General features: G+C 47.9%; 20 protein-coding genes and 2 riboswitches. Of the genes, 16 read left to right on the forward strand and 4 right to left on the reverse strand.

Annotated elements, in window-relative coordinates; translation table 11 throughout:
- Positions 1–78 precede the first annotated feature (78 nt).
- The 4 genes from ACQW03_RS12065 to rhaB all read right to left on the reverse strand — a co-directional run bounded on the left by ACQW03_RS12065 (position 79) and on the right by rhaB (position 4,819).
- The gene (locus ACQW03_RS12065) at positions 79–972 is read right to left on the reverse strand and encodes a helix-turn-helix domain-containing protein (RefSeq protein ID WP_441949854.1); all 894 of its coding nucleotides are present in this window, start codon (positions 970–972) and stop codon (positions 79–81) included.
- A gap of 198 nt (positions 973–1,170) precedes the next feature.
- Positions 1,171–2,016, reverse strand: coding sequence for a rhamnulose-1-phosphate aldolase (gene rhaD, locus ACQW03_RS12070; RefSeq protein ID WP_441949856.1), 846 nt, complete (start codon positions 2,014–2,016; stop codon positions 1,171–1,173).
- 52 nt (positions 2,017–2,068) lie between these two features.
- The gene (gene rhaA / locus ACQW03_RS12075; protein ID WP_441949858.1) at positions 2,069–3,325 is read right to left on the reverse strand and encodes an L-rhamnose isomerase; all 1,257 of its coding nucleotides are present in this window, start codon (positions 3,323–3,325) and stop codon (positions 2,069–2,071) included.
- Between the two features lie 12 nt (positions 3,326–3,337).
- Positions 3,338–4,819 carry a rhamnulokinase gene (rhaB, locus tag ACQW03_RS12080; protein ID WP_441949860.1) on the reverse strand — a complete coding sequence of 494 codons (1,482 nt, stop codon included), beginning with the start codon at positions 4,817–4,819 and terminating at the stop codon, positions 3,338–3,340.
- Positions 4,820–5,172: 353 nt separating this feature from the next.
- Positions 5,173–5,276: riboswitch (purine riboswitch) on the forward strand.
- A 158-nt stretch (positions 5,277–5,434) separates the two neighbouring features.
- On the opposite strand from rhaB, the gene ACQW03_RS12085 reads away from it, so the two are divergent.
- The 16 genes from ACQW03_RS12085 (at position 5,435) to ACQW03_RS12160 (ending at position 22,693) form a co-directional block, all read left to right on the forward strand.
- Positions 5,435–6,052 carry a xanthine phosphoribosyltransferase gene (locus ACQW03_RS12085; protein WP_025720187.1) on the forward strand — a complete coding sequence of 206 codons (618 nt, stop codon included), beginning with the start codon at positions 5,435–5,437 and terminating at the stop codon, positions 6,050–6,052.
- Positions 6,046–7,353, forward strand: coding sequence for a nucleobase:cation symporter-2 family protein (locus ACQW03_RS12090; RefSeq protein ID WP_441949863.1), 1,308 nt, complete (start codon positions 6,046–6,048; stop codon positions 7,351–7,353). The genes ACQW03_RS12085 and ACQW03_RS12090 overlap by 7 nt, the downstream gene beginning before the upstream one ends.
- Before the next feature lie 872 nt (positions 7,354–8,225).
- A riboswitch (cobalamin riboswitch) is annotated at positions 8,226–8,429 on the forward strand.
- Positions 8,430–8,646: 217 nt separating this feature from the next.
- A complete protein-coding gene (locus ACQW03_RS12095; RefSeq protein WP_441949865.1) occupies positions 8,647–10,227 on the forward strand; it encodes an ABC transporter substrate-binding protein in 1,581 nt (526 codons plus the stop codon).
- Between the two features lie 15 nt (positions 10,228–10,242).
- Entirely contained in the window at positions 10,243–11,172 is a 930-nt protein-coding gene (nikB, locus tag ACQW03_RS12100) for a nickel ABC transporter permease (protein WP_441949867.1), read from the forward strand.
- Between the two features lie 14 nt (positions 11,173–11,186).
- Positions 11,187–12,002: a nickel transporter permease gene (gene nikC, locus ACQW03_RS12105; protein ID WP_071643926.1), complete on the forward strand. Its 816-nt coding sequence runs from the start codon at positions 11,187–11,189 to the stop codon at positions 12,000–12,002.
- The gene (locus tag ACQW03_RS12110; RefSeq protein ID WP_441949869.1) at positions 12,002–12,919 is read left to right on the forward strand and encodes an ATP-binding cassette domain-containing protein; all 918 of its coding nucleotides are present in this window, start codon (positions 12,002–12,004) and stop codon (positions 12,917–12,919) included. The genes nikC (ACQW03_RS12105) and ACQW03_RS12110 overlap by 1 nt, the downstream gene beginning before the upstream one ends.
- Positions 12,916–13,692, forward strand: coding sequence for an ABC transporter ATP-binding protein (locus tag ACQW03_RS12115; protein WP_076292818.1), 777 nt, complete (start codon positions 12,916–12,918; stop codon positions 13,690–13,692). The genes ACQW03_RS12110 and ACQW03_RS12115 overlap by 4 nt, the downstream gene beginning before the upstream one ends.
- A 142-nt stretch (positions 13,693–13,834) precedes the next feature.
- Positions 13,835–15,460, forward strand: a complete 1,626-nt coding sequence (gene nikA, locus ACQW03_RS12120) for a nickel ABC transporter substrate-binding protein (protein ID WP_071643922.1) — start codon at positions 13,835–13,837, stop codon at positions 15,458–15,460.
- Between the two features lie 46 nt (positions 15,461–15,506).
- Positions 15,507–16,451, forward strand: a complete 945-nt coding sequence (gene nikB, locus ACQW03_RS12125) for a nickel ABC transporter permease subunit NikB (RefSeq protein ID WP_071558037.1) — start codon at positions 15,507–15,509, stop codon at positions 16,449–16,451.
- Positions 16,451–17,281, forward strand: coding sequence for a nickel ABC transporter permease subunit NikC (gene nikC / locus ACQW03_RS12130; RefSeq protein ID WP_080682961.1), 831 nt, complete (start codon positions 16,451–16,453; stop codon positions 17,279–17,281). Before nikB (ACQW03_RS12125) ends, nikC (ACQW03_RS12130) begins: the two co-directional genes overlap by 1 nt.
- 20 nt (positions 17,282–17,301) lie before the next feature.
- Entirely contained in the window at positions 17,302–18,126 is an 825-nt protein-coding gene (locus tag ACQW03_RS12135; protein WP_053326416.1) for an ABC transporter ATP-binding protein, read from the forward strand.
- Positions 18,127–18,164: 38 nt separating this feature from the next.
- Positions 18,165–18,974, forward strand: coding sequence for a nickel import ATP-binding protein NikE (gene nikE, locus ACQW03_RS12140; RefSeq protein ID WP_220026407.1), 810 nt, complete (start codon positions 18,165–18,167; stop codon positions 18,972–18,974).
- Positions 18,975–19,116: 142 nt separating this feature from the next.
- Complete coding sequence (locus tag ACQW03_RS12145; protein ID WP_023990976.1) at positions 19,117–19,926, forward strand: transporter substrate-binding domain-containing protein; 810 nt, start codon at positions 19,117–19,119, stop codon at positions 19,924–19,926.
- A 30-nt stretch (positions 19,927–19,956) separates the two neighbouring features.
- Positions 19,957–20,673, forward strand: a complete 717-nt coding sequence (locus ACQW03_RS12150; protein WP_023990975.1) for an amino acid ABC transporter permease — start codon at positions 19,957–19,959, stop codon at positions 20,671–20,673.
- A gap of 3 nt (positions 20,674–20,676) precedes the next feature.
- On the forward strand, positions 20,677–21,444 hold the full coding sequence (locus ACQW03_RS12155) for an amino acid ABC transporter ATP-binding protein (RefSeq protein ID WP_103744489.1): 768 nt from the start codon (positions 20,677–20,679) through the stop codon (positions 21,442–21,444).
- A gap of 232 nt (positions 21,445–21,676) precedes the next feature.
- Entirely contained in the window at positions 21,677–22,693 is a 1,017-nt protein-coding gene (locus tag ACQW03_RS12160) for an asparaginase (RefSeq protein WP_013312613.1), read from the forward strand.
- Positions 22,694–22,713: the final 20 nt, after the last annotated feature.

Genomic DNA, 22,713 nt, shown 5'->3' on the forward strand with positions numbered 1-22,713 from the left:
CCAAGTGGAAATTAGGATCAGGTCATAAAAAGAGAGCCACCGTATACTGTGGCTCTCTTTAACGTTACTGGATTCCGACTAAGCGTTGACGGTACGAATCTCTTGCCGGGACTGATGTCGGAAGCGATACTCACGCGGTGGAATCCCTGCTGTTTTCTTAAATGCCTTGGAAAAGGTGGACATATCGGTATAGCCGATGGACTGGGCTATGATCGACAAATTGTAGGTTGTCTGCTCCAGTAATCTTTTGGCTTCGTTAATCTTGAGGTTTTGCAAATACTTGGCGGGAGAGATGAGGAAGGTGGAATGGAACTTACGTGAAAAATGCGCACGATCCACACCTACATGCTCGGCAATTTGCTCAATCGTAACACGGTCACAATAATGCATTTCAATGTAATCTTTCCCCTGCTGGAGCCAATAATCAGAGCATACAAAGTTGCGCAGCACGTCAGATGTGTTGCGGGACAACTCCTCGAAGATCTGATGCAGTGTAATCAAGCGGGCCAGATCGCTACCCTGTCTGTTGTTGTCGTTTACGATGGAAAACAGGTTGGAGATAAGTTCGAGGATTTCCTCGCTCACTGCGTTAGCCATAAATGGCGTAGAGGGATTAATTCCGATCCGCTCCAGCAGTGCAAGGGACTTGGGTCCCTCAAAGGCAATCCATACCTTTTGCAACGGGTGCTCGTGATCGGTGTAATATTCATGGGCAAGATGCGGAAAAAAGCAGAATAAATCAGACTTTTGGACACGGTACTTCTGTTGCTTATAAATAAACTCAGCCTGACCTTCAAGTACAAAAATCAAATAAAAATAAGGAACAGCCTTGGGACCGACATGGCAGCTTGTTTTCGAAATATCCATACCCAGTCTGACTGGCCAAATGGCGCTGGATTTTTCCAGTTCGGTAGCTGTGAAATAATGGTCTTCCACGATGTCGAAGTGATCTTCATTTTTTACTCTTTTCATAACTTGTCACCTCTCCTTTGGTGGAGATAAGGGAATTTTGATTTTATTGTATATAAAGGAAAGCACAATTACAAGTTAATTCATTGGAATTTAGGGTTATAAAATTAAAACTAGGTATGCCAAAGGCTCCATGGCCGGTTGGAGACGAGCCATGAAGCCTTTTAAGTTCTGTATTATGAGATGAAGATTAGCCTACATTTATACGTTCAGGATTCCTTCTTTTGGAGTAACGTTGAAGGCTTTGGCCAGATCGGCCAATTCCTGATCTGTAATCCGTTGCTGAATATCATGGTGAGCAATGAGCATATAAATTTGCGCCGCTTTTTCAATCGTTTCAATTAGGCCAAACGCTTCATCAATGGAGCTGCCCGTTCCAAAAATGCCATGATGAGGCCATAATACAGCATGATGATCCTTCATTTTTTTAGCCGTTTCGCGGCCGATTTCGCTGGAACCCGGTACCATCCAAGGGATTACACCGATACCGTCTGGAAAGACGACAATACATTCGGTACACATTTCCCACAGTGTTTTGGTGAATTGGTTTTCGTCCAGACTATGAATGAAGGTCATGGCAATAACATGGGTGGCATGATTATGAATCACAACACGATGGTTAGGATCGACCTTCAAGCGCTCAATGTGGCCCATAAAATGGGAAGGCAACTCACTGGTAGGCACCGCCCCGTGTTTGAGACCCCACAAGACTTCCAATAGCTCACCATCCTGGGAGACACGAAGGACTCCTAAGTTAGCTTCTGGATCTGCAATTACATTTTTGAAATATTTTCCTGATCCGGTGACGATAAAATATTTACCAGCCAGTTCATTCACCGGGAAAGCAGGTTTAATCGTCCGAATGACCTGATGAATATCTATATATTTTGCAACCTCAGCTTCATCCAGAATATAGCTTACATTACCTCCATTGCGTTCATCCCAGCCGAATTTCCACATGTTTTGTGTAATTTCCGCCATCTCGCGAACAAATGGGATATCCAGTCCCGATTTTCGTTCTTTTTGATTCTCCAGCACAGTAGTCATGGATAATCTCTCCCTTTGTATGATATGAATATAAGCATTATCAGTGCAGTAGTTACCGTTTCAGCAGTACCTGTTGTTCATAGTTTTTTACTTCGGCCAGCCATTCCTCACGAACGGGAACGCCGTTTTGAGCGCAATAGTAATCCCATATGGCACCAAACGGATACGATTTAAACTCTTCGACCAGAGCAAGACGAGTGGTAAAGTCCCGTTCCTCTTCCGCCTGCCTTAATGCTTCAATCGGTTCGAGCATAGCGCGAAGCAGCGCTTTGATCGTGTTGCGTGTTCCGATGACCCATGCTGCTACATGATTGATACTGCCATCAAAGAAATCAAGACCGATATGGGTTCGGGAGAGCAATTCACCGCGAACCAGCTCACGGGCAATGTCCAGCAATTCGTCGTCCATTGTCACGACATGATCACTGTCCCAACGAACCGGTCTGCTGACATGGAGCAATAATTGGTCGGTAAACATCAGCACAGAGGACAGTTTGTTCGAAATGACTTCCGTCGGATGGAAGTGACCGGAATCAAGACAGATAGATTTACCCCGCGTTAGGGCGTAGCCCATATAGAACTCATGGGAGCCGACGACATAGCTTTCCGAACCGATGCCGAACAGCTTGCTTTCAACCGCATCGATATTGTATTCCTCACTGATTTCCTCGCTGAAAATTTCGTCCAGCGCATCACGCAGACGTTCTCTTGGAGCCAACCGATCAACCGGAGTATCTTTATAGCCATCCGGCATCCAGTGGTTTGTGACACAGGGCTGACCGAGTTCTTTGCCAAAATGCTCTGCAATCCTGCGTGATTTTTTGCAGTGTGTGATCCAGAAATCACGGATTTCCGAATCCTTGTGACTCAGTGTGAAGCCGTCTTCCGCTTTGGGATGGGAGAACAGAGTTGGATTAAAATCAAGCCCGAGCCCTTGCTGTTTGGCCCAGTCTACCCAGTTCTGAAAATGGCGTGGCTCCAGTTGATCCAGACCCACTTGTTCAGTGGTGTCCGCATAGATTGCGTGCAGATTGACCTTGTGTTTACCCGGAATAAGTGATAGAGCTTTTTCTAAATCCTGACGCAACTCATGCGGCGTACCTGCTCTGCCCGGGTAGCTGCCCGTTACGGCAATCCCCCCGCTAAGCTGTTTATCTTTGAACAGAAATCCTTGAACATCATCTCCCTGCCAGCAGTGCAGTGATATTTTGATTTGTGAAAGCTTCTGTAAAATGTCGTCAACTTGAATACCGTGGCGGGCATACAGCTTTTTCGCTTCGTTATAACTGGCTTCAATGGCTTCGTTCATGGCTTTACTCCTTTATTGAGATATGTGGATAGTGGACATCGCTTGTCTCTTAAGGTGCTCCCAGCGATCTAGAAGTTCTTGCATGTCTTCCACTGCTTGCGGCTCATATAGCCGAGTCGGAAAGGAGCGGGCGATGATTCGGCCAGCAGCTTTGAGATTCTCAAGAGCACCAGAGCTGATTAATTGCACGACAATATTGCCGATGGCCGTAGATTCGGAAGGACCTGCCTGAACCTCAATTCCCAAAAGATCGGCTGTTAGCTGACATAGTAATTCGTTGTTAGCGCCTCCGCCGACAATGTGCAATCTGGTAATTGTTTCGTCTGTTAAACATTGCAGTTCGTGTAAGGCATCGCGGTAGCTTAAGGCCAGACTGTCAAAAATACAGCGGGCGAGTGAGCCCGGCGTCCTGGGGATGGGCTGGCCTGTTTCTTCACAGAATCGCTGGATTTCAACAGTCATACTATCCGGGTTTAAGAAGGATGATTGGTTACAGAGGACGAGACTGACAAACGGTGCCTCTGCTGAAGCCAGTTCGGCCAATTCGGCAAAGCTATGTGCGAAGCCGCCCTCTCTCCGAACCTCCTGAATCATCCACAATCCCATAATATTTTTCAGAAAACGGTACGTACCGTAAGCGCCCCATTCATTGGTGTAGTTCGCCTGCATGGCTGCCTTGGTATTCAAGGCTTCGGATCGTTCCATTCCCAGTAGTGACCACGTTCCGCTGCTAATATAAGCCCAAGATTCTTCCCGCTGGGACGGAACACCTGCAACAGCCGATGCAGTATCGTGAGTAGGCGCAAGAATGATCTGACAGTCCGGAAGATCATATTTATGAACCAGCTCCGGCAAAAGAGAACCCAGAACCCGTCCAGGCTCGGCAAGCTCTGAAAACTGATTGCGCCGCAGTTGGAGCAGCGACAACAGGTCTTCATCAAACTCTCGGGTGTTCACGTTGAGAAGCTGCATCGTGGACGCATTCGTCATTTCATTGATCATGATGCCTGTCAGGCGATAGTACAGATAATCAGGGACCATCAATATTTTATCCGCCTGGGCAAGCTGTTCCCGATCATGGACAAACAGTTGATACAGGGTATTAAAGTTTAGTTCCTGAATGCCTGTTTTCTCATACACAGCCTCTCGACTGGTGATCTGGTGCAGCCTGTCGGGCGCATGGAGGGTACGTGCATCCCGGTAAGCGTATACCTCATGAATGCGGTTTCCTTTCTGATCAAGCAGCACGTAATCTACAGCCCATGTATCAATGCCGAGTGTACAGGAGTGAATCCCTGTCTGTTTAGCTTTTTGCAAGCCCTGAATAATCTCATTCAATAGTTCGTCGATATTCCAGTAATCGTGTCCGTTTTTTTCGGTAAAGGAGTTATTGAAACGGTGAAGCTCTTGCAAGTGTAGCTGGTCACCTTGCAGAGTTGCGCTTACGAGCCTTCCGCTTGAAGCTCCAATATCAACAGCAAGATAATTATTCATACCCAATCTCCTTGCATGGATAAAATACTGGCAGCCTGAAAGTCTGCCTTTTGTTTTCTTAACTAACTCCATACTACTTCCGTTTTTCTTTGCAGTCAACATAAACGGAAGTATAATTTGTGGTTTTATTTTTGTTTTCTAAAATTATAATTAAAATTAAATGTTGTTTTGTATGTATTTTTGTTTTTTAATCTGTTTTCTACAATCAGGATTATGCAAAGTCCTTGCAATATATATATCTTGAACAAAGGTCGATTTGATTTTACGATATTCCAATTGTGGAAGGTTCTCCAAATGCCGCTGTCTGTATGAAAAATAGTCTTGAAACCGCCCGCCAGAGGGTGTAGTATACAAGATATCAATTTCATATGACTCGTATAATATTGGGGATATGGCCCAAAAGTTTCTACCGGATGACCACTGTAATCGTCCGACTATGAGTGATAGCGCATCGGCTTTGGATGAATGCGGGCATTTATTTGTGCGCCAATCCGTCAGGGATTATAACCCCAAGGACAGGCTTCACTTGAGAAACAACTCAAGGGAGCCTGTCCTTTTTTTGGTTTTGGCAGGTTTTATACTATTTTAAAGTACAGAAGGAGCGATACTCGCATAATGAAAGCTTTGGAGGAACGTATTCGTCAAGAGGGACAGATTTTATCTGACACCGTATTAAAGGTAGATTCATTTTTGAATCATCAGGTAGATACAGCATTAGCATTGGAGATTGGTAAGGAGTTTGCACGCCTTTTCGGCAGTGCTCCGATCACCAAGGTGCTTACAATTGAAGCTAGTGGTATTCAATTTGCTATGGCTACTGCTATTGCCTTGGGAGTCCCGTTCATTTATGCGAAGAAAAAGAAGGCAATCACGCTGAATGAGCAGGTCTACTTCGCTGAGGTTCATTCATTCACTCGGCAGGAAACTTATCAGGTGAGTATTTCCCAAAAATATCTCGATGCCAGCGACCATGTACTGATCGTAGATGATTTTTTGGCTACTGGTGCAGCATTGGTCGGACTTACGGATATTGTAAAGGAAGCAGGAGCGGAGCTGGCTGGGGTTGGCTGTGTGATTGAGAAGAGCTTCCAGGAAGGCCGTGGACTGTTGGAGCAAAGAGGCATTGCTGTGCGCTCTCTTGCGCGTATCGCTTCCATGGCACCAGGCGAGGTTCATTTTATAGAGGAAGCTGGCGCGGTGATTCCTCCCGTTAAGGAGAATGTGGGATGTTAAGTAAACAAAAGTTATTCGCGCTGGGCTTCCAGCATGTCATGGCGATGTACGCTGGAGCAATTGCTGTACCTCTAATTGTAGGGGGAGCATTGCACCTGACGCCAGCCCAGATGGCTTATTTGGTGGCTGCCGATCTGTTCACTTGCGGGATTGCTACATTATTACAGATTATGGGCACACGCTTTTTCGGTAGTAGACTGCCTGTCATTTTAGGTTGTACGTTTACGGCAGTAGGGCCCATCATCGCGATTGCTTCGACCTCAAATTTAGCGACAGCGTATGGTGCCATTATTTTGTCTGGTATATTCGTGGTGTTAGCGGCACCGTTGTATGGCAAGCTGCTACGCTTTTTCCCGACGGTGGTTACGGGTTCGGTGGTTACGATTATCGGTCTATCCCTTATTCCGGTGGCGATGAACAATGTAGCAGGGGGTCAGGGCAGCGCGGATTTTGGACAGCCACGTAATTTGCTGTTGGCCTTAGTCACACTACTGGTTATTCTGCTTGTGAATCGGTTGGCAAAAGGCTTTTTGCGCTCGATTTCCGTGCTTATTGGGTTGTTCGCGGGCACAGTGGTTGCTTATGGAATGGGAATGGTGCATTTTGCTCCCGTGGCGGAGGCTTCATGGTTGAGTGTTGCGCAGCCGTTTTATTTTGGTAAGCCAGAGTTTAGCATTATGGCAGTTTGTACGATGATTATCGTCAATATTGTCAGTATGGTTGAGTCTACAGGCGTTTATTTGGCAGTAGGCAAAGCAATTGATCAGAAGGTGGAGCAGAAGCAGATCGTCAATGGTCTGCGTTCCGAAGGACTTGCGATTATGCTTGGGGGTATTTTTAACGCGTTTCCTTATACAGCTTTCTCGCAAAATGTTGGTCTGATTTCACTCACACGCGTCAAATCGCGGAACGTTATTTTTGCTGCCGGCGGTATCATGGTTGTTCTTGGTTTGCTTCCTAAGCTGGCTGCCTTAACGACAGTGATTCCTAACGCTGTGCTGGGCGGGGCGATGATCGTCATGTTCGGCTCGGTCGCTGCATCAGGCATGTCTATTCTGTCAGAAGTGGATCTGCGGAAGGAAAGCAATCTGCTGATCGCAGCATGCAGCATTGCCGTGGGCCTAGGCTCTGCCGTTCTTCCACAAATGTTCGACCAGCTGCCGAGCTTTGCCAAAATGCTGTTGCAAAATGGTATCGTTTCGGGCTCGATTACAGCGATTGTCTTGAACATCGTTTTGACGAGAAAACAGGGCGAATCGGTCAAAAGCGTGACGGTTCAGGAGGTTCCACAGAAGGTTTGATGATTAGGAAAAAATAAGATAGCCGGAAAGAGGACGTATGCCTCTTTTCCGGCTTTTTGGCATGGAGTTATCCAGAACTGGTTATTTATTAAGCAGCATGAAGTTATTGATGAAACCCTCTTCCTGTATAAAGATCGGGGTTTGGATTTTCGAAGTAAAGTACACGCCGCGTCCTTCCTCCTGATTCTTCTGAGAGGCGCTGCCTAAATAGTAGATACCCTTGCCGTCTGGGGACATATAGAGACTGTGCAGTGGCGCTAAAGTTAACTCTTAAGTTGATTTATTTACTAGAGGAATTTGCTAGAGTAGTGGGCAAGGTCGTGGTATAATTTACCTTATGGATTTTGAATAGTGGTGGATGTTTTCGGACCACGGTGCAGCTTCCCGAAAGGGGGTGAAGCCGATGGTCACACTTGTGTCGTGCTACGATGTGTTGCGTTGGATGGTTACGTTACTAAGCCTGGTGTTTAGTATTCGTAAACTTTATCGCTGGCTACGTCGAAAATTTCGGAACAAGCGAAAACCCACCGCGTAATTAGGTTGGCCCCTAACGGTGGGTTTCGTTTGCATTGACATTTAGTTATGCAGCGCGCCGTGGTGGTGATCCACAGCCTTTCAAGTCCTAAGAGTCTTTGCCGTTGGCGCGGCGAAGACTCTTTTTAGTATACGGACACGATGATTATCTCTATACCTAATTTTAACACTTCAATTGCGTGCACGCAATTGGAGGTTACGTCTTGTTTCTACCTTATCGTTCAAATTTAAATTATTGTGCAGCATTTATTGACAAGCCTGTGACAACAAAATAAGATCGTAATGGAAAGAAATAAAGGAAGAAAACAGGTGTGAACCGGACGACTCTGTGTACGGGGTTTTGTTGAGACCATGTAGATGGATTTTGAGCGTGTTCACTTAAAAGGGAAGTTCGGTTGATTCCGACACGGGCCCGCCACTGTATACAGGCATCAGCAGGATACTGCTGGAGCTTTCAGAACAGCCACTGGAACTGTGAAGAACCGGGAAGGCCTGAAAGATGCGCCTGGAGTCAGGAGACCTGCCTGTTTTGACATCACTGTCAGACCCACGGGATGCTGGGGAGGTGGTTAGGCGTGCTGCATACGGAATGTCTGAAACCGATCTGATCCCTTCTATGTTTTTGGAGTTGGCTTCGAGGTGAGTTTTGACATTTTATAATGAAAGCATTTCTGACTGCTGATCAAGTAGTCCGGAATGCTTTTTTCGCGTTTTGCGTTAGGTTTATATGCTTTTACAAGATAGAGGGGGATTCATCGAATGATTAGCAATCGTAGCAGGCGTTCATGGTTGATATGTACAGGGGTGATGCTGTTGCTGGCAGTTATGGCTCTTTCGGGATGTGCCAGCAATAAGACATCGGATAGCTCCGGTAAGGGTGAAAACGCGTCAGTACAACAAACAGCGACAGATAAAAAGCTGGTAATGGCGTATACATGGAAACCGTCGGGCGTTGACCCGCACGGAGATAATAGCTGGGATGTGATGCGATCCGGTGCAGGTGAGACACTAGTACGTTTGAATGAAGAGCTGGAGCCTGTGGCTTGGCTGGCAAAAGAGTGGAAGCAGGATAGTCCTACAGTTTGGACGTTCAGCTTGCAGGATAAAGTCACTTTTCATGATGGAAAGAGTATGGATGCAGCAAGTGTAAAAGCATCTTTACTGCGCTCTATCGAGAAAAGCCATCTGGCGAAGGATTTACTGAATGTGAAGTCCATTGATGTAAGCGGCCCGCTGGCTTTGAAAATCACGACAAACCAGCCGAATGCGGCGTTGGTGTCCAATCTAGCTGATCCATCGACGATTGTACTGGATGTGGCATCGATGAAAGATGAGCAGAGCTACCCAGCGATGACAGGCGCCTTTAAAATCAAAGCGTTCAACAAGGACCAATCGTTGGTCGTAGAGCGTTATGACGGATATTGGGGCGAGAAGGCACGACTGGCTGAAGCGACGATGAAGTTCATTACGGACGGGAATTCGCGCCTGATGGCGCTGCAATCCGGCGAGGTGGACGTAGCGACCGATATTCCGGTTGATAACGCAGAGGTGCTGAAAAAGAACGACAAGCTACAAGTACTGTCGGCTCCCTCCTTGCGCACCCATATGATCGTGTACAATATGGAATCGCCAGTATTCAAGGATGCGGCGAACCGTAAGGTGGTGGACAGCCTGATTCCGCGCACATCGATTGTGAGCGCCGTCATGAGAGGCTTCGGTACGGAAGCAAGCAGTCCGTTCCCGAGCATTCTTCCCTTTGGTAAAGTTGAGCGTAAAGCGCTGGGGGGAACGGCAGAGCAGCTGTTGACGAAGGATGGCTGGCAGAAGGACGCCCAAGGGACATGGACTAAGCAAGGCAAGCCGTTCGAGGTTACGCTGCTGACTTTCCCTCAGCGTCCGGAGCTCTCTGTTATGGCTGAGGTCATCCAAAGCCAATTGCTGAAAGAGGGAATCCAGGTCAAGATTCGCAAGGTGGAAAATATCGACGAGGCGTTGACCAAAAACGATTGGGATTTTGCTATGTACAGTATGCTTACTGCTCATACAGGAGAGCCGCAATATTTTATGGACATGTTTTATTCTTCGAAAAGCGAAGCCAATGTAAGCCGATATAGTTCCAAACCGCTAGAGAGTATTCTTAACAGCTTGAAGCTGGCGAAGGATACAGCGCAGCGTAATGCTGTGACACTACAAGCGCTGGATATCATCAATGCGGATTTGCCACAGTCGTTCATTGTGCATCCTGATAATGTGTTTGGTGTGAAAAAAGGGGTGGAGGGTTTTACACCCCATCCAATCGAGTATTACTACATTACAGCGCAATCTGATATTGCGGAATAACGAGCTGCGTATCCTATGATTCGTTTTATACTGGAACGTGTGGCGCAGCTGCTCATCATTGTATTCGTTGTATCCACGCTGACTTTTGTACTGATGCGGCTGGCTCCTGGTGACCCTGCTACCATTTTGCTCACCGCGCATAATGTCCCTGCCTCTGAGGAGGCGTTGAAGACGCTACGGCAGGAACTGGGCTTAAACGAGCCGCTTCATATTCAATATGTGAACTGGCTGCGAGATGTGTTCACAGGGCATTGGGGCACCTCGTATGTATCCAAGGAATCCGTGCTAGCCGAACTATGGAACAGACTGCCTGCTACTGTGGAGCTAGCTGCTGCGGGCTTTGCCGTCATGACGGTGCTTACGCTGGGGCTGGGACTGGCTGCCTCGCTAAAAATCAGCGGCCCACTGGATCGTCTGGGCAGGCTGTTTGCCCTGCTGGGATCGTCGATTCCCTCTTTTTGGCTTGGGTTTCTGTTGATCTATCTATTCTCCGTTCGCCTGGGCTGGCTCCCATCCATGGGAAGGGAGGACTGGGCGCATCTAGTGCTCCCAGCGCTGACTCTTGGCGCAGGTTTGGGAGCGGTGCAAGCCCGTGTACTGCGCGCTCAAATGCTGGAGCTGGGTGACCGGAATTTTGTGAAAGCAGCGAAGGCTCGAGGCTTTTCACGTATGCATATCCTGTTTTTTGAGATATTTAAGCATGCGGTTCTGCCTATGATTACACTGCTAGGTACCAATCTATCATTTATGTTGGCAGGTAATGTCATCGTCGAGACCATTTTTTCATGGCCGGGGTTGGGCAAGTATTTTATAGATGCGATTACCCAGCGAGATTATCCGGTGATTCAGGGGTATGTTATTTTCGCCGTATTTTTAATTGTAGGAGTTCAGTGTTTGGTGGATGTGGTCCAGACGGCGATAGATCCGAGGCTACGTTTGCGTTAAGGGGGAAGCTGAAAATGAAAAAGATACGGCTTTCCTTTCAAGGGAGCTTGCTGGCAGGAGGCATACTGTTTGGTCTGATCGTGCTGCTTGGGTTATTGGCTCCATGGGTCGCTCCTCATGATCCTCTTCAAGTGGATCTTTTGAACCGTCTGGCACCACCCAGTCGGAAATATCCTTTTGGTACGGATCATCTGGGTCGGGATGTGCTGTCACGGCTAATTTACGGGATTCGGACGAGCGTGCTAATCGCATGTGCAATTACTGCAGCTACGCTGTGCTTCAGTCTACCTATAGGGTTGCTCATTGGTTATGTGCGCGGACGCGTGGATCAGCTGATTATGCGGGGAATCGACGGCGTACTGGCTTTTCCTGATATTATTTTAACGGTGGCAATTGTGGGCATTTTGGGCCCGGGTTTTGTTAACATGACCCTTGCGATTATTGCGGTACGGTGGGCGGGCTATGTCCGGTATATCCGTAGTCTGGTTCAAAAAGCCTGTCAGGAGGACTACGTTCGGTATGCCCGTTTATCCGGCAATTCACACGCGCGTATACTGAGACGTTATGTATTGCCACAAGCGTTGCCGCAGTTGTTGGTTTATGCGGTATGGGATATCGGACGCGTGGTGCTGATGATCGCTGGGCTGTCCTTTCTTGGACTGGGTGTACAGCCGCCCAAGCCAGAGTGGGGCGTGATGCTGCATGATGCAACCTCATATTTTCAGGTGGCTCCGCATGTCATGATTTTCCCAGGCTTGGCGATTATGTTATTCGTACTTGCCTGCCAGCTTTTGGGCGACCGTTTTTCGGAAAAGGGGGCGACCAAATAGTGGAGGATCAAATAGCCCTTGGGTGCAAGGATACGATAGAACAAGTGGCAGGGCGAGAACTTTTGTTACACGTGGAACATTTAGAGATCTGCCGCACTGGCGTAGGAACAAGCGAAAGCGGAAGCAAACCGCTGCTGAGTGATGTGAGCTTTTCCATATATTCAGGGGAAATTGTGGCCCTGACCGGACCGAGCGGATGCGGCAAGAGTCTGACCGCACACGCAATCGCAGGCATGCTGGAGCCAGGTATCGGTGTTACGCAAGGGCATATCTACTATAACGGGGAAGACATTCTCCCGTTCCAGGAACAGCGCTGGCAAAGGCTTCGCCGAGACGATATTGCCCTGCTCATTCAACAATCGCTGAGCGGGTTGAACCCGATCCGGACTGTCCGCGCCCAGCTGATGGATACGCTTAGACTGCACGGGCGGCGTCGAATGCCGCACAACCAGGCAGTGCCGGAGCACGCTGATGCTGTCCCATCCCACACTGCACCGCAGCAAGTCCACCCGCTGGGCGTGCTGCCACGGATGCGGCAGATGCTGAGCCGTGCCACGGAGATAGCCAGAGGAGGCGTTACTCCAGTGCGGGAGGCCTATTTGTACTCTCTGCTCCGCAAGGTTGGGTTTGCAGATCCTGAGCATATTTTGTCGTCATATCCTTTTGAACTAAGCGGAGGCATGTGTCAAAGGGTGCTGCTGGCTGCAATGTTAAGCTCCGGTCCGCGCCTCTTTATTGCCGACGAGCCTACTACGGCGTTGGATGTTATCAACCGCGACAAGGTTCTGGCATTGCTGCAACAGTTGAGAGAAGACTTTGATCTCACCATATTGTTGATTTCACATGATCGCCAGGGGATGAGCCGCATAGCAGATCGAGTGTTGGAGATGAGCCCGGAAGGAAGGATGCACCAGTGATGCTGGAATTGAAGAATGTGACCAAAGCATACCCTGTCCGCAAACGGAGAAAAGGCTGGTTCAGCAAGCAAGATAGCGAGCAGGCCGTGAAGAAGGTGAGTCTGGAGTTACGACAGGGGGAATGTCTTGGACTGGTGGGGGAAAGTGGAAGTGGCAAAAGCACGCTGGCACAATGTATTCTAGGGCTGGAATCGTTGACCTCAGGGGAGATTTGGCTGGATCATCAGCCTATACATTTCGAAAAGATGAAGGACGTTCAGCTGTACAAGCGAATCCAATTGGTTGCACAGGATTCGTCCTCCTCATTGCATCCTCGTATGACCATTCGAGATATTTTAATGGAGCCGATCCACAACTATTTTCCTGAGCGAAAAGAGCAGGCGCTGGATATTTGTCTGTCCCTATTGGAATCAGTAGGATTGGAGGCTGACAGTCTGGAAAAATACCCAGCACAGCTGAGTGGCGGGCAAAAACAGCGGGTATGTATTGCCCGAGCGTTGGCGGTGGAGCCGGATATTATCTTGTTCGATGAATCGATCGCCAATCTGGATACGACAACGCAGTCTTCTGTACTGGACATGCTCAAAAGAATGCAGATGGAACGTCAGTTGTCCTACCTATTCATCACTCACGATCTCCAATCTACTCGTCAGTTTTGTGATCGAGTTGCCGTCATGGTTCAGGGGGAGATCGTGGAAATCTTTAAGGAATGGGATGAAGACTTGTTACAGCATGAGTACACGCGTACTCTGTTTCAAACGTTGGATAATTAAGCCATAAATTTAATATTCCACAAATTTAAAATAAATATGAGGATTGTTTGTCGAATGTTGTTGACAAAATAGAACGTGGTACCTATTCTAAATATGATTATGATAATCATTATCACATATATAGAAAAGGGGAAATACATTGATGTCCGTTCGACACCGCAAGACTGCCACCCTTATGTTGGTGGCGCTCCTCTTATTATCCGTTGTTTTGGGTTGTGCGAAGCAGGAGAACACGCCTGCATCCACCTCAACTGACGGAGTTGCCAATGAAAAGTCTATCACACTATCGTGGCCGCGTGACATTGGTACGATGAATCCTCACGTATACAATCCTTCCCAACTTTTTGCACAATCTATGATTTATGAGCCGTTAGTCAGCTACAAGCAAGGAGGTAAGCTGGAGCCTGCTTTGGCTGAATCCTGGACTATATCCAAGGACGGCAAAATATATACGTTTAAGCTACGCAAAGGTGTGAAATTTTCGGATGGAACGCTATTTAATGCGGCCATTGTCAAAAAGAACTTTGACGCTATTATGAAAAATGAGAAAACGCACAGCTGGCTTGGTATAGTAGGCGTTCTCGACAAAACTGAAGCTGTAGATGACAGCACCTTCCGAATGACGCTCAAAGAGCCATACTACCCAGTGCTTCAGGATTTGTCTGTCGTTCGCCCGTTCCGTTTTCTGGGTGAAGCTGGGTTCCCGGATGATGGAGATACGTCCAAAGGAATCAAGAAACCTGTAGGTACAGGACCTTGGATGCTGGATGAATACAAGCAAGATGAATATGCAACCTTTAAGCGTAATCCGAACTATTGGGGTACTGCACCGAAGGTGGATAAAATTACGGTAAAAATCATTCCCGATGGCGAAACCCGTGTAATGGCCTTTGAAAAAGGCGACCTGGATCTGATTTATGGAGAGGGTGTCATTAGTCTGGATGCTTTCAAACAGCTTCGCGACACGAATCAGTATGTTACCACGCTGTCCGAGCCTGTCGGTACAAGAAGCCTGTTACTCAACTCATCCAATCCCAAGCTGGCAGACCTTCGGGTACGTCTGGCACTCCAGCATGGCTTTAACAAGCAGGCAATGGTGGAAGGTGTGACCTCGGGGCTGGAGGAAAAAGCGGATACGGTTTTATCTAAAAACTATCCGTATACGAATGTAAACTTACAGCCTGTTGGCTATGATGTGGAAAAATCCAAAGCGTTGCTGGATGAGGCTGGCTGGAAGCTGCCCGCAGGCGGTACAGTACGGGAAAAAGACGGACAACAGCTGGATTTTGAGCTGATTTTTGATAAGACTGATCCGATCCAAAAGGCGATGGCTGAAACCATTCAGGCCGAATGGGGAGAACTGGGTGTCAAAGTGAACCTGACTGGACTGGAGCTGACGGTTCAAATTAAGCGCCTTAGATCCAACCAGTTTGATCTGTACTTCTGGTACAACTATGGTGCGCCTTATGATCCGCACTCCTTTATTAATGTCATTGCCAAGAAGAGCTTCGGAATTTCCGAGGTGCTGAGTGCCCTTCCGATGAAGAAAGATCTGGATCAGCAAGTACACGAAGCGCTCTCATCGACAGATGAAACCAAGCGTCAAGAGCTGTATGCTTCGATTCTGAAGACGCTTCAGGAGCAATCTGCCATTGTGCCTATTTCATATATTAAGAAAACGGCAGTGTACCAGAAAAAGATTACAAACTTTGTATTCCCGGCTAATCGGGATGAAAATCCGTTTGAGGGAATTGAAATCGGAAAGTAGCTGAAGCCGATAGGTAACGGTAGTTTACAGGATAGGAGGACAACTCATGATCAGCTATATCGGGAAGCGAATGGTAGCGGTCATTCCTATTGTTCTCTTTGCCACCCTCGTTACCTTTGCACTGATTCATATTTCACCAGTTGATCCGGCCGAGGCCTATTTGACGGCTGCTCATATTTATCCTACTCCAGAGATTCTGGAGCAGAAAAGACATGAGTTCGGGCTGGATCAGCCTTTGCTGACGCAGTATATGCATACACTTCAAAGAATCAGTCAATTGGACTTTGGTACTTCGTATCTGACCAACAAGCCGGTGTGGGATGAGGTCAAGGTTCGGCTGCCCGCCACTTTTGAATTGGCTGTGAGCAGTATGGTGCTATCTATTGTGGTGAGTATTCCACTGGGCGTGCTGGCGGCGATGCGTAAAAATGGATGGATCGACATGCTTAGTCGAGGAATTTCATATTTTGGCGCGTCTATACCCCAGTTCTGGCTGGGATATTTGTTAATCTTCTTTTTCTCTGTCCGATTGGATTGGCTCCCTGTAGAGGGGCGAGGAACGTGGCAACATCTGGTGTTGCCCACTTTGACCCTGTCGCTGGTTCTGATTGCTTTATATACGCGCCTGCTGCGTTCCAGTGTGTTGGAGCAGCTTCAGGAAACGTATGTGCAGTATGCCAGAACTAGAGGGATTCGTGAGCGGGTGATCATGCTCAAGCATGTACTGAAAATTGCCATTGCTCCACTGATTACAAGTATGGGTATGAATCTGGGCAAGCTTCTGACCGGAACAATTATTGTGGAGCAGGTGTTTTCATGGCCCGGGTTTGGCCGTTATTTTGTGGAAGCGATTTTTAACCGGGATATTCCCGTCATACAATGCTATGTGTTTTTGGCGGCATGCCTGTTCATCGTATGCAATTTGCTCGTTGATCTGGTGCATTTGTATATGGACCCCCGAATTTCATCGAAGGGACGAGCAGAGCAGTGATGATAAGGTTGCGTACAATGTTCAAAGGTCAAAAGGTAATCGTGGTCTGCTCTGTCGTACTGGCTGCTCTTTTTATCATTATGGCGCTAGCTCCTTGGCTGGCTCCCCATGATCCGGTTAAAGTCAATTTACTGCACAAGCTGGAGGGACCTTCGAAAGAATACTGGCTGGGGACCGATCATTTGGGTCGGTGCAATTTATCCCGGTTGCTGTATGGAGCGCGGATTTCCCTCGGTTTTGCGACATTAATTTTCCTGTCCTCGCTTAGCATCGGCGTTGTGGTCGGGTCGCTAGCAGGTTATGTGGGCGGCTGGGTCGATAGTGTGTTGATGCGGTTTTGCGAAGGTATTATGGCGTTTCCGAATTTGGTGCTTGTGCTGGGCATTGTCGGTATTTTTGGGCCGGGCCTCATGCAGGTGCTGCTTGCCTTAATGATGGTGCAGTGGGTGTATTATGCCAGAATGTGCCGCAATATGGTCGTCAGTCTGAAAGAACGGAATTTTATAGCTGCTGCAAGGATTAGCGGGTCCTCCTCAGGGGCCATTATCCGGCGGCATATTATTCCGAATGTGCTGCGGCCGATTGTGGTCATTGGTACGCTGGAAATGGGCTGGGCGATCATGGATATTTCCGCGTTGTCGTTCCTTGGTCTAGGCATTCAGCCGCCGACTCCCGAATGGGGAGCGATGATTCATGAGGGAACGGGATACATACGCAGTCATCCGGAATTAATGATCTATCCGGGGGTTATGATTCTGGTGGTGGTGATGGCCTTCAATATATTGGGGGAGGCGCTGTCCGACCGATACGGAATTGCCAAACGTCAGTAAAACGGGAGTGAGTTACAACGATGGACGACAGGGAGAAGGTGCTGGAGGTCAGCGGCTTACAGGTGAAGCTCAAAACCGATGCCGGGGCGGTATCTCTGCTGGAGCCAACTCATTTTGAGCTGAAAAAGGGACAGGTACTGGGTCTTGTCGGCGAGAGTGGAAGCGGCAAAACAGTGACTTGTAAAGCGTTGCTCCAACTGCTGGATCGCCAGACGATGGACGTGGAAGGTAGTGTCCGTCTGAACGGGCGTGAGCTGAACGGAATGGTGGCCGAGGAGATGCGCCGTATTCGGGGCAAGGAAATCGCGTTTATTATGCAAAATCCGATGAGCGCTTTTACGCCAGTGTATACGATCGGAGCTCAGTTTATGGAAACGGTCCGCACGCACACCGGATTAACCAAACGACAGGCCCATGAACTTGCCATAACGGCTCTGGAAAATATGAATCTGCCCGATCCAGCCAAGCTGATGAAGCGGTATTCGTTTCAGTTGAGCGGCGGGATGCTGCAACGAGTCATGATCGCCATTTCCATGTGCCTGCGGCCAGCAGTGGTTATTGCCGATGAACCAACGACGGCGCTCGATGTGGTCAATCAGCTACAGGTGCTAAGAGAGCTGGATCGCTTGCGTACGGAATACAATACGTCCATTTTGCTGATCTCGCATGATCTGGGCGTCATTTCCCAATTGGCGGATGAAGTGGCTGTCATGCAGCAGGGTCGTATTGTTGAGCAGGCTGAGGTCCATCAGTTATTCGATCACCCGCAGGATGAATATACGAAAATGCTGCTGCATGTCAGACCCAAGTTGTCCATTCGGGGCATAAATCAGGTAGGTGGTTAGTCGCCTGTTCGACGGTTACACTTTCAAAAGGGGAGCGAATGCGCATGCTACAAGTGAAGAAAGTAACTCATAGCTATGGAAGGCGCAAATGGCTGGGCCGCTCTGAACCACGTCCTCCTGTGTTGGCTAACGTTTCGCTTACTATAGAAAGTGGGTTTTGCCTGGGCTTACTTGGTACCAGCGGAGCTGGTAAAAGCACGCTGGGCAAGGTTATTCTGGGGCTGGAGAGGCCGCAGGAGGGTCAGGTGCTGTTCCAGGGACAGGACATTTATAATGCGAGCCCCCAAGTCCGCAGGGGACTGCGACGGGATATGCAGGTCGTATTTCAGGACTGCTACTCTGCTGTAAATCCCCGAATGACCGCCGGGCAGATTATTGGGGAGCCATTGGACAATTACGAACGGTTATCGGCGCAGGAACAAAAAAGAACGGTCGAAAGCCTGCTGGAACGGGTCGGCCTCAAGCCAGAGGACCGGATTAAATATCCGCATCAGTTCAGTGGCGGACAATTGCAGCGGATCAATATTGCACGAGCGATTGCGCTCAAGCCAAAGCTGATCGTGCTGGATGAGTCCGTCAGCAGCCTCGATATGGTTCACCAGATGCACATTTTATCCCTGCTGGGAGAACTGAAATCTTCGTTTGGATTGTCATATCTGTTCATCACGCATGATATTCGGGCGGCATATGCCGTCTGTGATGGCATTGCTGTGATGGAGCAGGGGAGATTGATTGAGCGCTGTGATGAGAAGGATCAGATTTTTGAATCTGCTCATCCGGCTGTACGACGGTTGATCTCGTCCATTTTGCCGGAACATCCAGCAGAGCGTTTTCCGCTTCATGGATAACAGTGGACCCGCAAGGGTCCTTTTTTTGTGCAACATATGGATAAATAATCGAAATGAAATTTACTTGTTGTATTATTTGAATAACCCGTTATAATATAAAATCATAGTAAATTACTTGGATATTAAAAAGGGGATGTCATATATGAAGAAATCTGCTTTGGTAGCAGCGATTGGCCTATCTCTTGTGTTATTAACGGGTGCCTTGAGTGGATGTTCCTCGAAGGATGCGGCATCGGGGGATAAGGTAATCTATGTCGGCACACAAAATGACTACCCTCCGTTTGCTTTTACGAATGAAAAAAACGAGCTGACCGGATACGATGTGGAAGTAGTCAAGGAGATCGACAAGAAGCTGGACGGCTACAAGTTTGAGTTTGTACCTTCTGGCTGGGACGGAATTTTCATGGCGCTGGAATCGAACAAGATTCAGGTCGTAGCAGATGAAATCGCCAAAAATCCTGAGCGCGAGCAAAAATATTTGTTCTCGGATGAATCCTACTTTCAGGCACAATCCGTCATTGTTGTGAAAAAAGGCAGAACGGATATACACTCTCTCAAGGATTTGGAAGGCAAGAAGGTAGCCGCATCAGTAGGCGATTCCTACACACAATTGCTGGAACAATATAATGCGAAGAATGGGAATAAAATTATTTTGAAATACAATGATACAGGCACTTCGTCCGATAACCTTCAAGACGTGCAAAATGGCCGGGTGGACGCTTATGTGAATGATCCAGTCATGACGGCTGCTACGATCAAGAAGGAAGGTTTGCAGGTCGAAGCGATAGGTGATCCTGTGCAAACGGATGATATCAATCTGGTGTTCAAAAAGGATAAGCAGGGCGAAGAGCTGAAAGCTAAAATCGACCCGATTATTAAAGAGTTGAAAACGGACGGAACACTGAAAAAATTGTCTGAACAATGGACAGGCGGAGAATATATCCCGCAGTAACAACAATGTAAAGGGTAAAGTGAGGTTCCTATGGAAAAGCTGTTTGACCTTGATTATATGCTGAAAAGCCTTCCCCGGATCGTTGAGTATCTACCCGTTACGCTATGGATTGCATTTTTGTCCATGCTGCTGGGTACGATTATCGGGTTGGCAACGGCGTTAATTCGGATATACAAGGTGCCTGTCTTGGCGCAACTGTCTACGCTGTATGTCTCCTACATCCGGGGAACACCGCTCATTGTGCAGCTGTTTCTCGTATATTATGGAATACCCAAGTTTTTATATTATTTTCAGAGCGAATACGGTTTCTTACAGCAATTAAATATCTACGTGATTCCACCCGAGGTTTTCGCATTGTTGTCATTTTCACTAAATCTCGGGGGGTATCTGTCTGAGACGTTCCGGGCGGCGATTCATTCAGTCGACCGGGGACAATTTGAGGCTGCCAATTCCATCGGGATGAGTCAAACACAGATTATGCTCAAAATTGTGCTACCACAGGCGTTGACGGTGGCTTTGCCCAATTTGGGAAACACGCTGATCAGTACGGTGAAGGATACGTCTTTTATTTTTATGATCGGTGTCGTCGATATGATGGGACAGGCTAAAATTATGGGCGCGCGGGCGTTGGCTTTTTTTGAGGTATATGTCGCGGTGTCTCTGATTTACTGGTTGGTGTGCATTATTATTGAGCGCGGGCTTGTCGTGCTGGAGAAGCGTATTCGAATTTACGAAAGAAGTGAGTAAGGTATGATTCAACTTCATCAAATTCATAAGCATTTTGGGCAGCATCATGTGTTGAAGGGCATAGACCTGACGGTAGGCAAGGGAGAAGTTGTAGTCATCCTGGGCCCAAGCGGATCGGGGAAGTCCACGCTGCTGCGCAGTATTAATTTTTTGGAACAGCCGAACAGCGGAGTCATTGAAATTAACGGTGTAAAGGTCGATGCCGCCAAGGCGGGAAAAAAAGACATTCTCGGACTACGGATGGCAACGGCAATGGTATTTCAGCAATATCAGTTGTTTAAAAATTTGAATGCACTCCATAATGTGATGATTGGTCTGACCAGTGTGAAAAAGCTGGATCGTAAGCAGGCAAGGGAGATCAGTGAAGGCATTTTGGAAAAGGTCGGGTTAAAGGATCGTATGACCTATTATCCTGCCCAGCTTTCGGGTGGACAGCAGCAGCGAGTTGCGATTGCCCGTGCTTTGGCACTAAATCCGCAGGTGTTGTTGTTCGATGAACCGACATCCTCACTTGATCCTGAACTGGTGGATGAAGTGCTGTCCGTGATCCAAAAGGTGGCGAGTGAAGGCAATACGATGATTATTGTCACGCATGAGCTTGGTTTTGCGAGAGATGTAGCGGATCGGGTTGTGCTGATGGAGCATGGTGTGATCGTGGAGCAGGGACCCGTGGAGCAGTTTTTCACCAATCCGAAGGAAGAACGGACACGGCAGTTTCTGGGCAAAGCGTTGGTACAGAGAGCGCCACAGGAGCAGCCTGTATCCCCATAAAAAGTACGTGGATGGGTTATAGGTATGTACAACGCTGTAGACTTATTGCACCTATAGTAAAAAGCACGTTAGACAAGTCGCAGGAGGAAGGAAAGCCCGCGCTTGTTTGTCGTGCTTTTTTGGCGCCTCATATCCCAAGTTCTTTTCCATTGCAAAGTAGCTTATCACACTTATTCATGATAAATTCTAAGAACAATACAGTGAAGATGTAATCGGGAAGGAACATTGGCATATGAAAAAGGTTTTATTCATTAATACCGGAGGGACCATTTCTTCCTCCTATCAGGAAAACGGCCTGACACCGACCCAATCGGCTGAAAATATTTTGGCGGAAATTCCGGAGCTGAAGGAGATTTGCGAGATTGATGCCCATAATCTGATGAGCATTGATAGCACAAATACACAACCAGAGGATTGGGCTTCCATCGCCCGGATGGTACATCGTTCGCTCGATCAGTACGACGGCATTGTCATTGCACACGGTACGGATACGATGGCTTATACGGCTTCAGCCTTGAGTTTCATGCTGGGAACCGTAGACAAACCCGTCGTTGTGACAGGTTCACAAGTTTCCATTTTGGCGGAGCACAGCGATTCCAAAAAAAATGTAATTGACTCATTCCTGACCGCATGTGGCGAGGTGGCTGGGGTTTTTGTCGTGTTTAACGGCAAAATTATCAATGGTAGCCGTAGCTCGAAAATCAGAACACGCAGCTATAACGCCTTTGAGAGTATTAACTATCCGTACATTGGCCTCGTGGAGAACGGTAAGGTGGTCTATACGGAGGGCGTATTTGCAAATCGCAGTACCGTTCGTCATCCATACAACGACGGGTATGCTTCCGAAGTATTTCTGCTCAGGCTGATTCCGGGTACGAATCCGGCGATTTTCGATGCCATTCAGGGCTTGGGCTATAAAGGTATCGTCATTGAGGGCTTTGGTATGGGTGGCGTCCCTTTTAAAGAAAGAAGCCTGATCAGTAAAATCGAGGAACTGATGAAGGACGGTATGAGTATTGTCGTGACTACTCAATGTCCTTATGAGGGCGGGGATTTGACGATTTACGAAGTGGGGCAAAAGGTACTGGAGAAGGGGGTTATTCCGGGGTATGACATGACAACGGAAGCGCTGGTGACGAAAATGATGTGGGCGTTGGGGCAGACGACCGATCCGGCCGGGGTAGCCAAGATTATGGCAACGAACTACGCAGACGAAGTTTCCCTGCCTGCGGATACAGCTTCCTTATAGGAAGCTGATTTCCGTAGATA

Origin of the sequence: Paenibacillus sp. DRB1-1, assembly GCF_052119485.1 — a bacterium.
GTDB classification, from domain to species: Bacteria; Bacillota; Bacilli; order Paenibacillales; family Paenibacillaceae; genus Paenibacillus; species Paenibacillus polymyxa_B.

What these genes read in the sequence shown, in the direction of transcription:
- ACQW03_RS12065 (WP_441949854.1), bottom strand. Translation starts at nt 972, where the DNA reads ATGAAAAGAGTAAAAAATGAAGATCACTTCGACATCGTGGAAGACCAT.
- rhaD (WP_441949856.1), bottom strand. Translation starts at nt 2,016, where the DNA reads ATGACTACTGTGCTGGAGAATCAAAAAGAACGAAAATCGGGACTGGAT.
- rhaA (WP_441949858.1), bottom strand. Translation starts at nt 3,325, where the DNA reads ATGAACGAAGCCATTGAAGCCAGTTATAACGAAGCGAAAAAGCTGTAT.
- rhaB (WP_441949860.1), bottom strand. Translation starts at nt 4,819, where the DNA reads ATGAATAATTATCTTGCTGTTGATATTGGAGCTTCAAGCGGAAGGCTC.
- ACQW03_RS12085 (WP_025720187.1), top strand. Translation starts at nt 5,435, where the DNA reads ATGAAAGCTTTGGAGGAACGTATTCGTCAAGAGGGACAGATTTTATCT.
- ACQW03_RS12090 (WP_441949863.1), top strand. Translation starts at nt 6,046, where the DNA reads ATGTTAAGTAAACAAAAGTTATTCGCGCTGGGCTTCCAGCATGTCATG.
- ACQW03_RS12095 (WP_441949865.1), top strand. Translation starts at nt 8,647, where the DNA reads ATGATTAGCAATCGTAGCAGGCGTTCATGGTTGATATGTACAGGGGTG.
- nikB (WP_441949867.1), top strand. Translation starts at nt 10,243, where the DNA reads ATGATTCGTTTTATACTGGAACGTGTGGCGCAGCTGCTCATCATTGTA.
- nikC (WP_071643926.1), top strand. Translation starts at nt 11,187, where the DNA reads ATGAAAAAGATACGGCTTTCCTTTCAAGGGAGCTTGCTGGCAGGAGGC.
- nikA (WP_071643922.1), top strand. Translation starts at nt 13,835, where the DNA reads ATGTCCGTTCGACACCGCAAGACTGCCACCCTTATGTTGGTGGCGCTC.
- nikB (WP_071558037.1), top strand. Translation starts at nt 15,507, where the DNA reads ATGATCAGCTATATCGGGAAGCGAATGGTAGCGGTCATTCCTATTGTT.
- nikC (WP_080682961.1), top strand. Translation starts at nt 16,451, where the DNA reads ATGATAAGGTTGCGTACAATGTTCAAAGGTCAAAAGGTAATCGTGGTC.
- ACQW03_RS12135 (WP_053326416.1), top strand. Translation starts at nt 17,302, where the DNA reads ATGGACGACAGGGAGAAGGTGCTGGAGGTCAGCGGCTTACAGGTGAAG.
- nikE (WP_220026407.1), top strand. Translation starts at nt 18,165, where the DNA reads ATGCGCATGCTACAAGTGAAGAAAGTAACTCATAGCTATGGAAGGCGC.
- ACQW03_RS12145 (WP_023990976.1), top strand. Translation starts at nt 19,117, where the DNA reads ATGAAGAAATCTGCTTTGGTAGCAGCGATTGGCCTATCTCTTGTGTTA.
- ACQW03_RS12150 (WP_023990975.1), top strand. Translation starts at nt 19,957, where the DNA reads ATGGAAAAGCTGTTTGACCTTGATTATATGCTGAAAAGCCTTCCCCGG.
- ACQW03_RS12155 (WP_103744489.1), top strand. Translation starts at nt 20,677, where the DNA reads ATGATTCAACTTCATCAAATTCATAAGCATTTTGGGCAGCATCATGTG.
- ACQW03_RS12160 (WP_013312613.1), top strand. Translation starts at nt 21,677, where the DNA reads ATGAAAAAGGTTTTATTCATTAATACCGGAGGGACCATTTCTTCCTCC.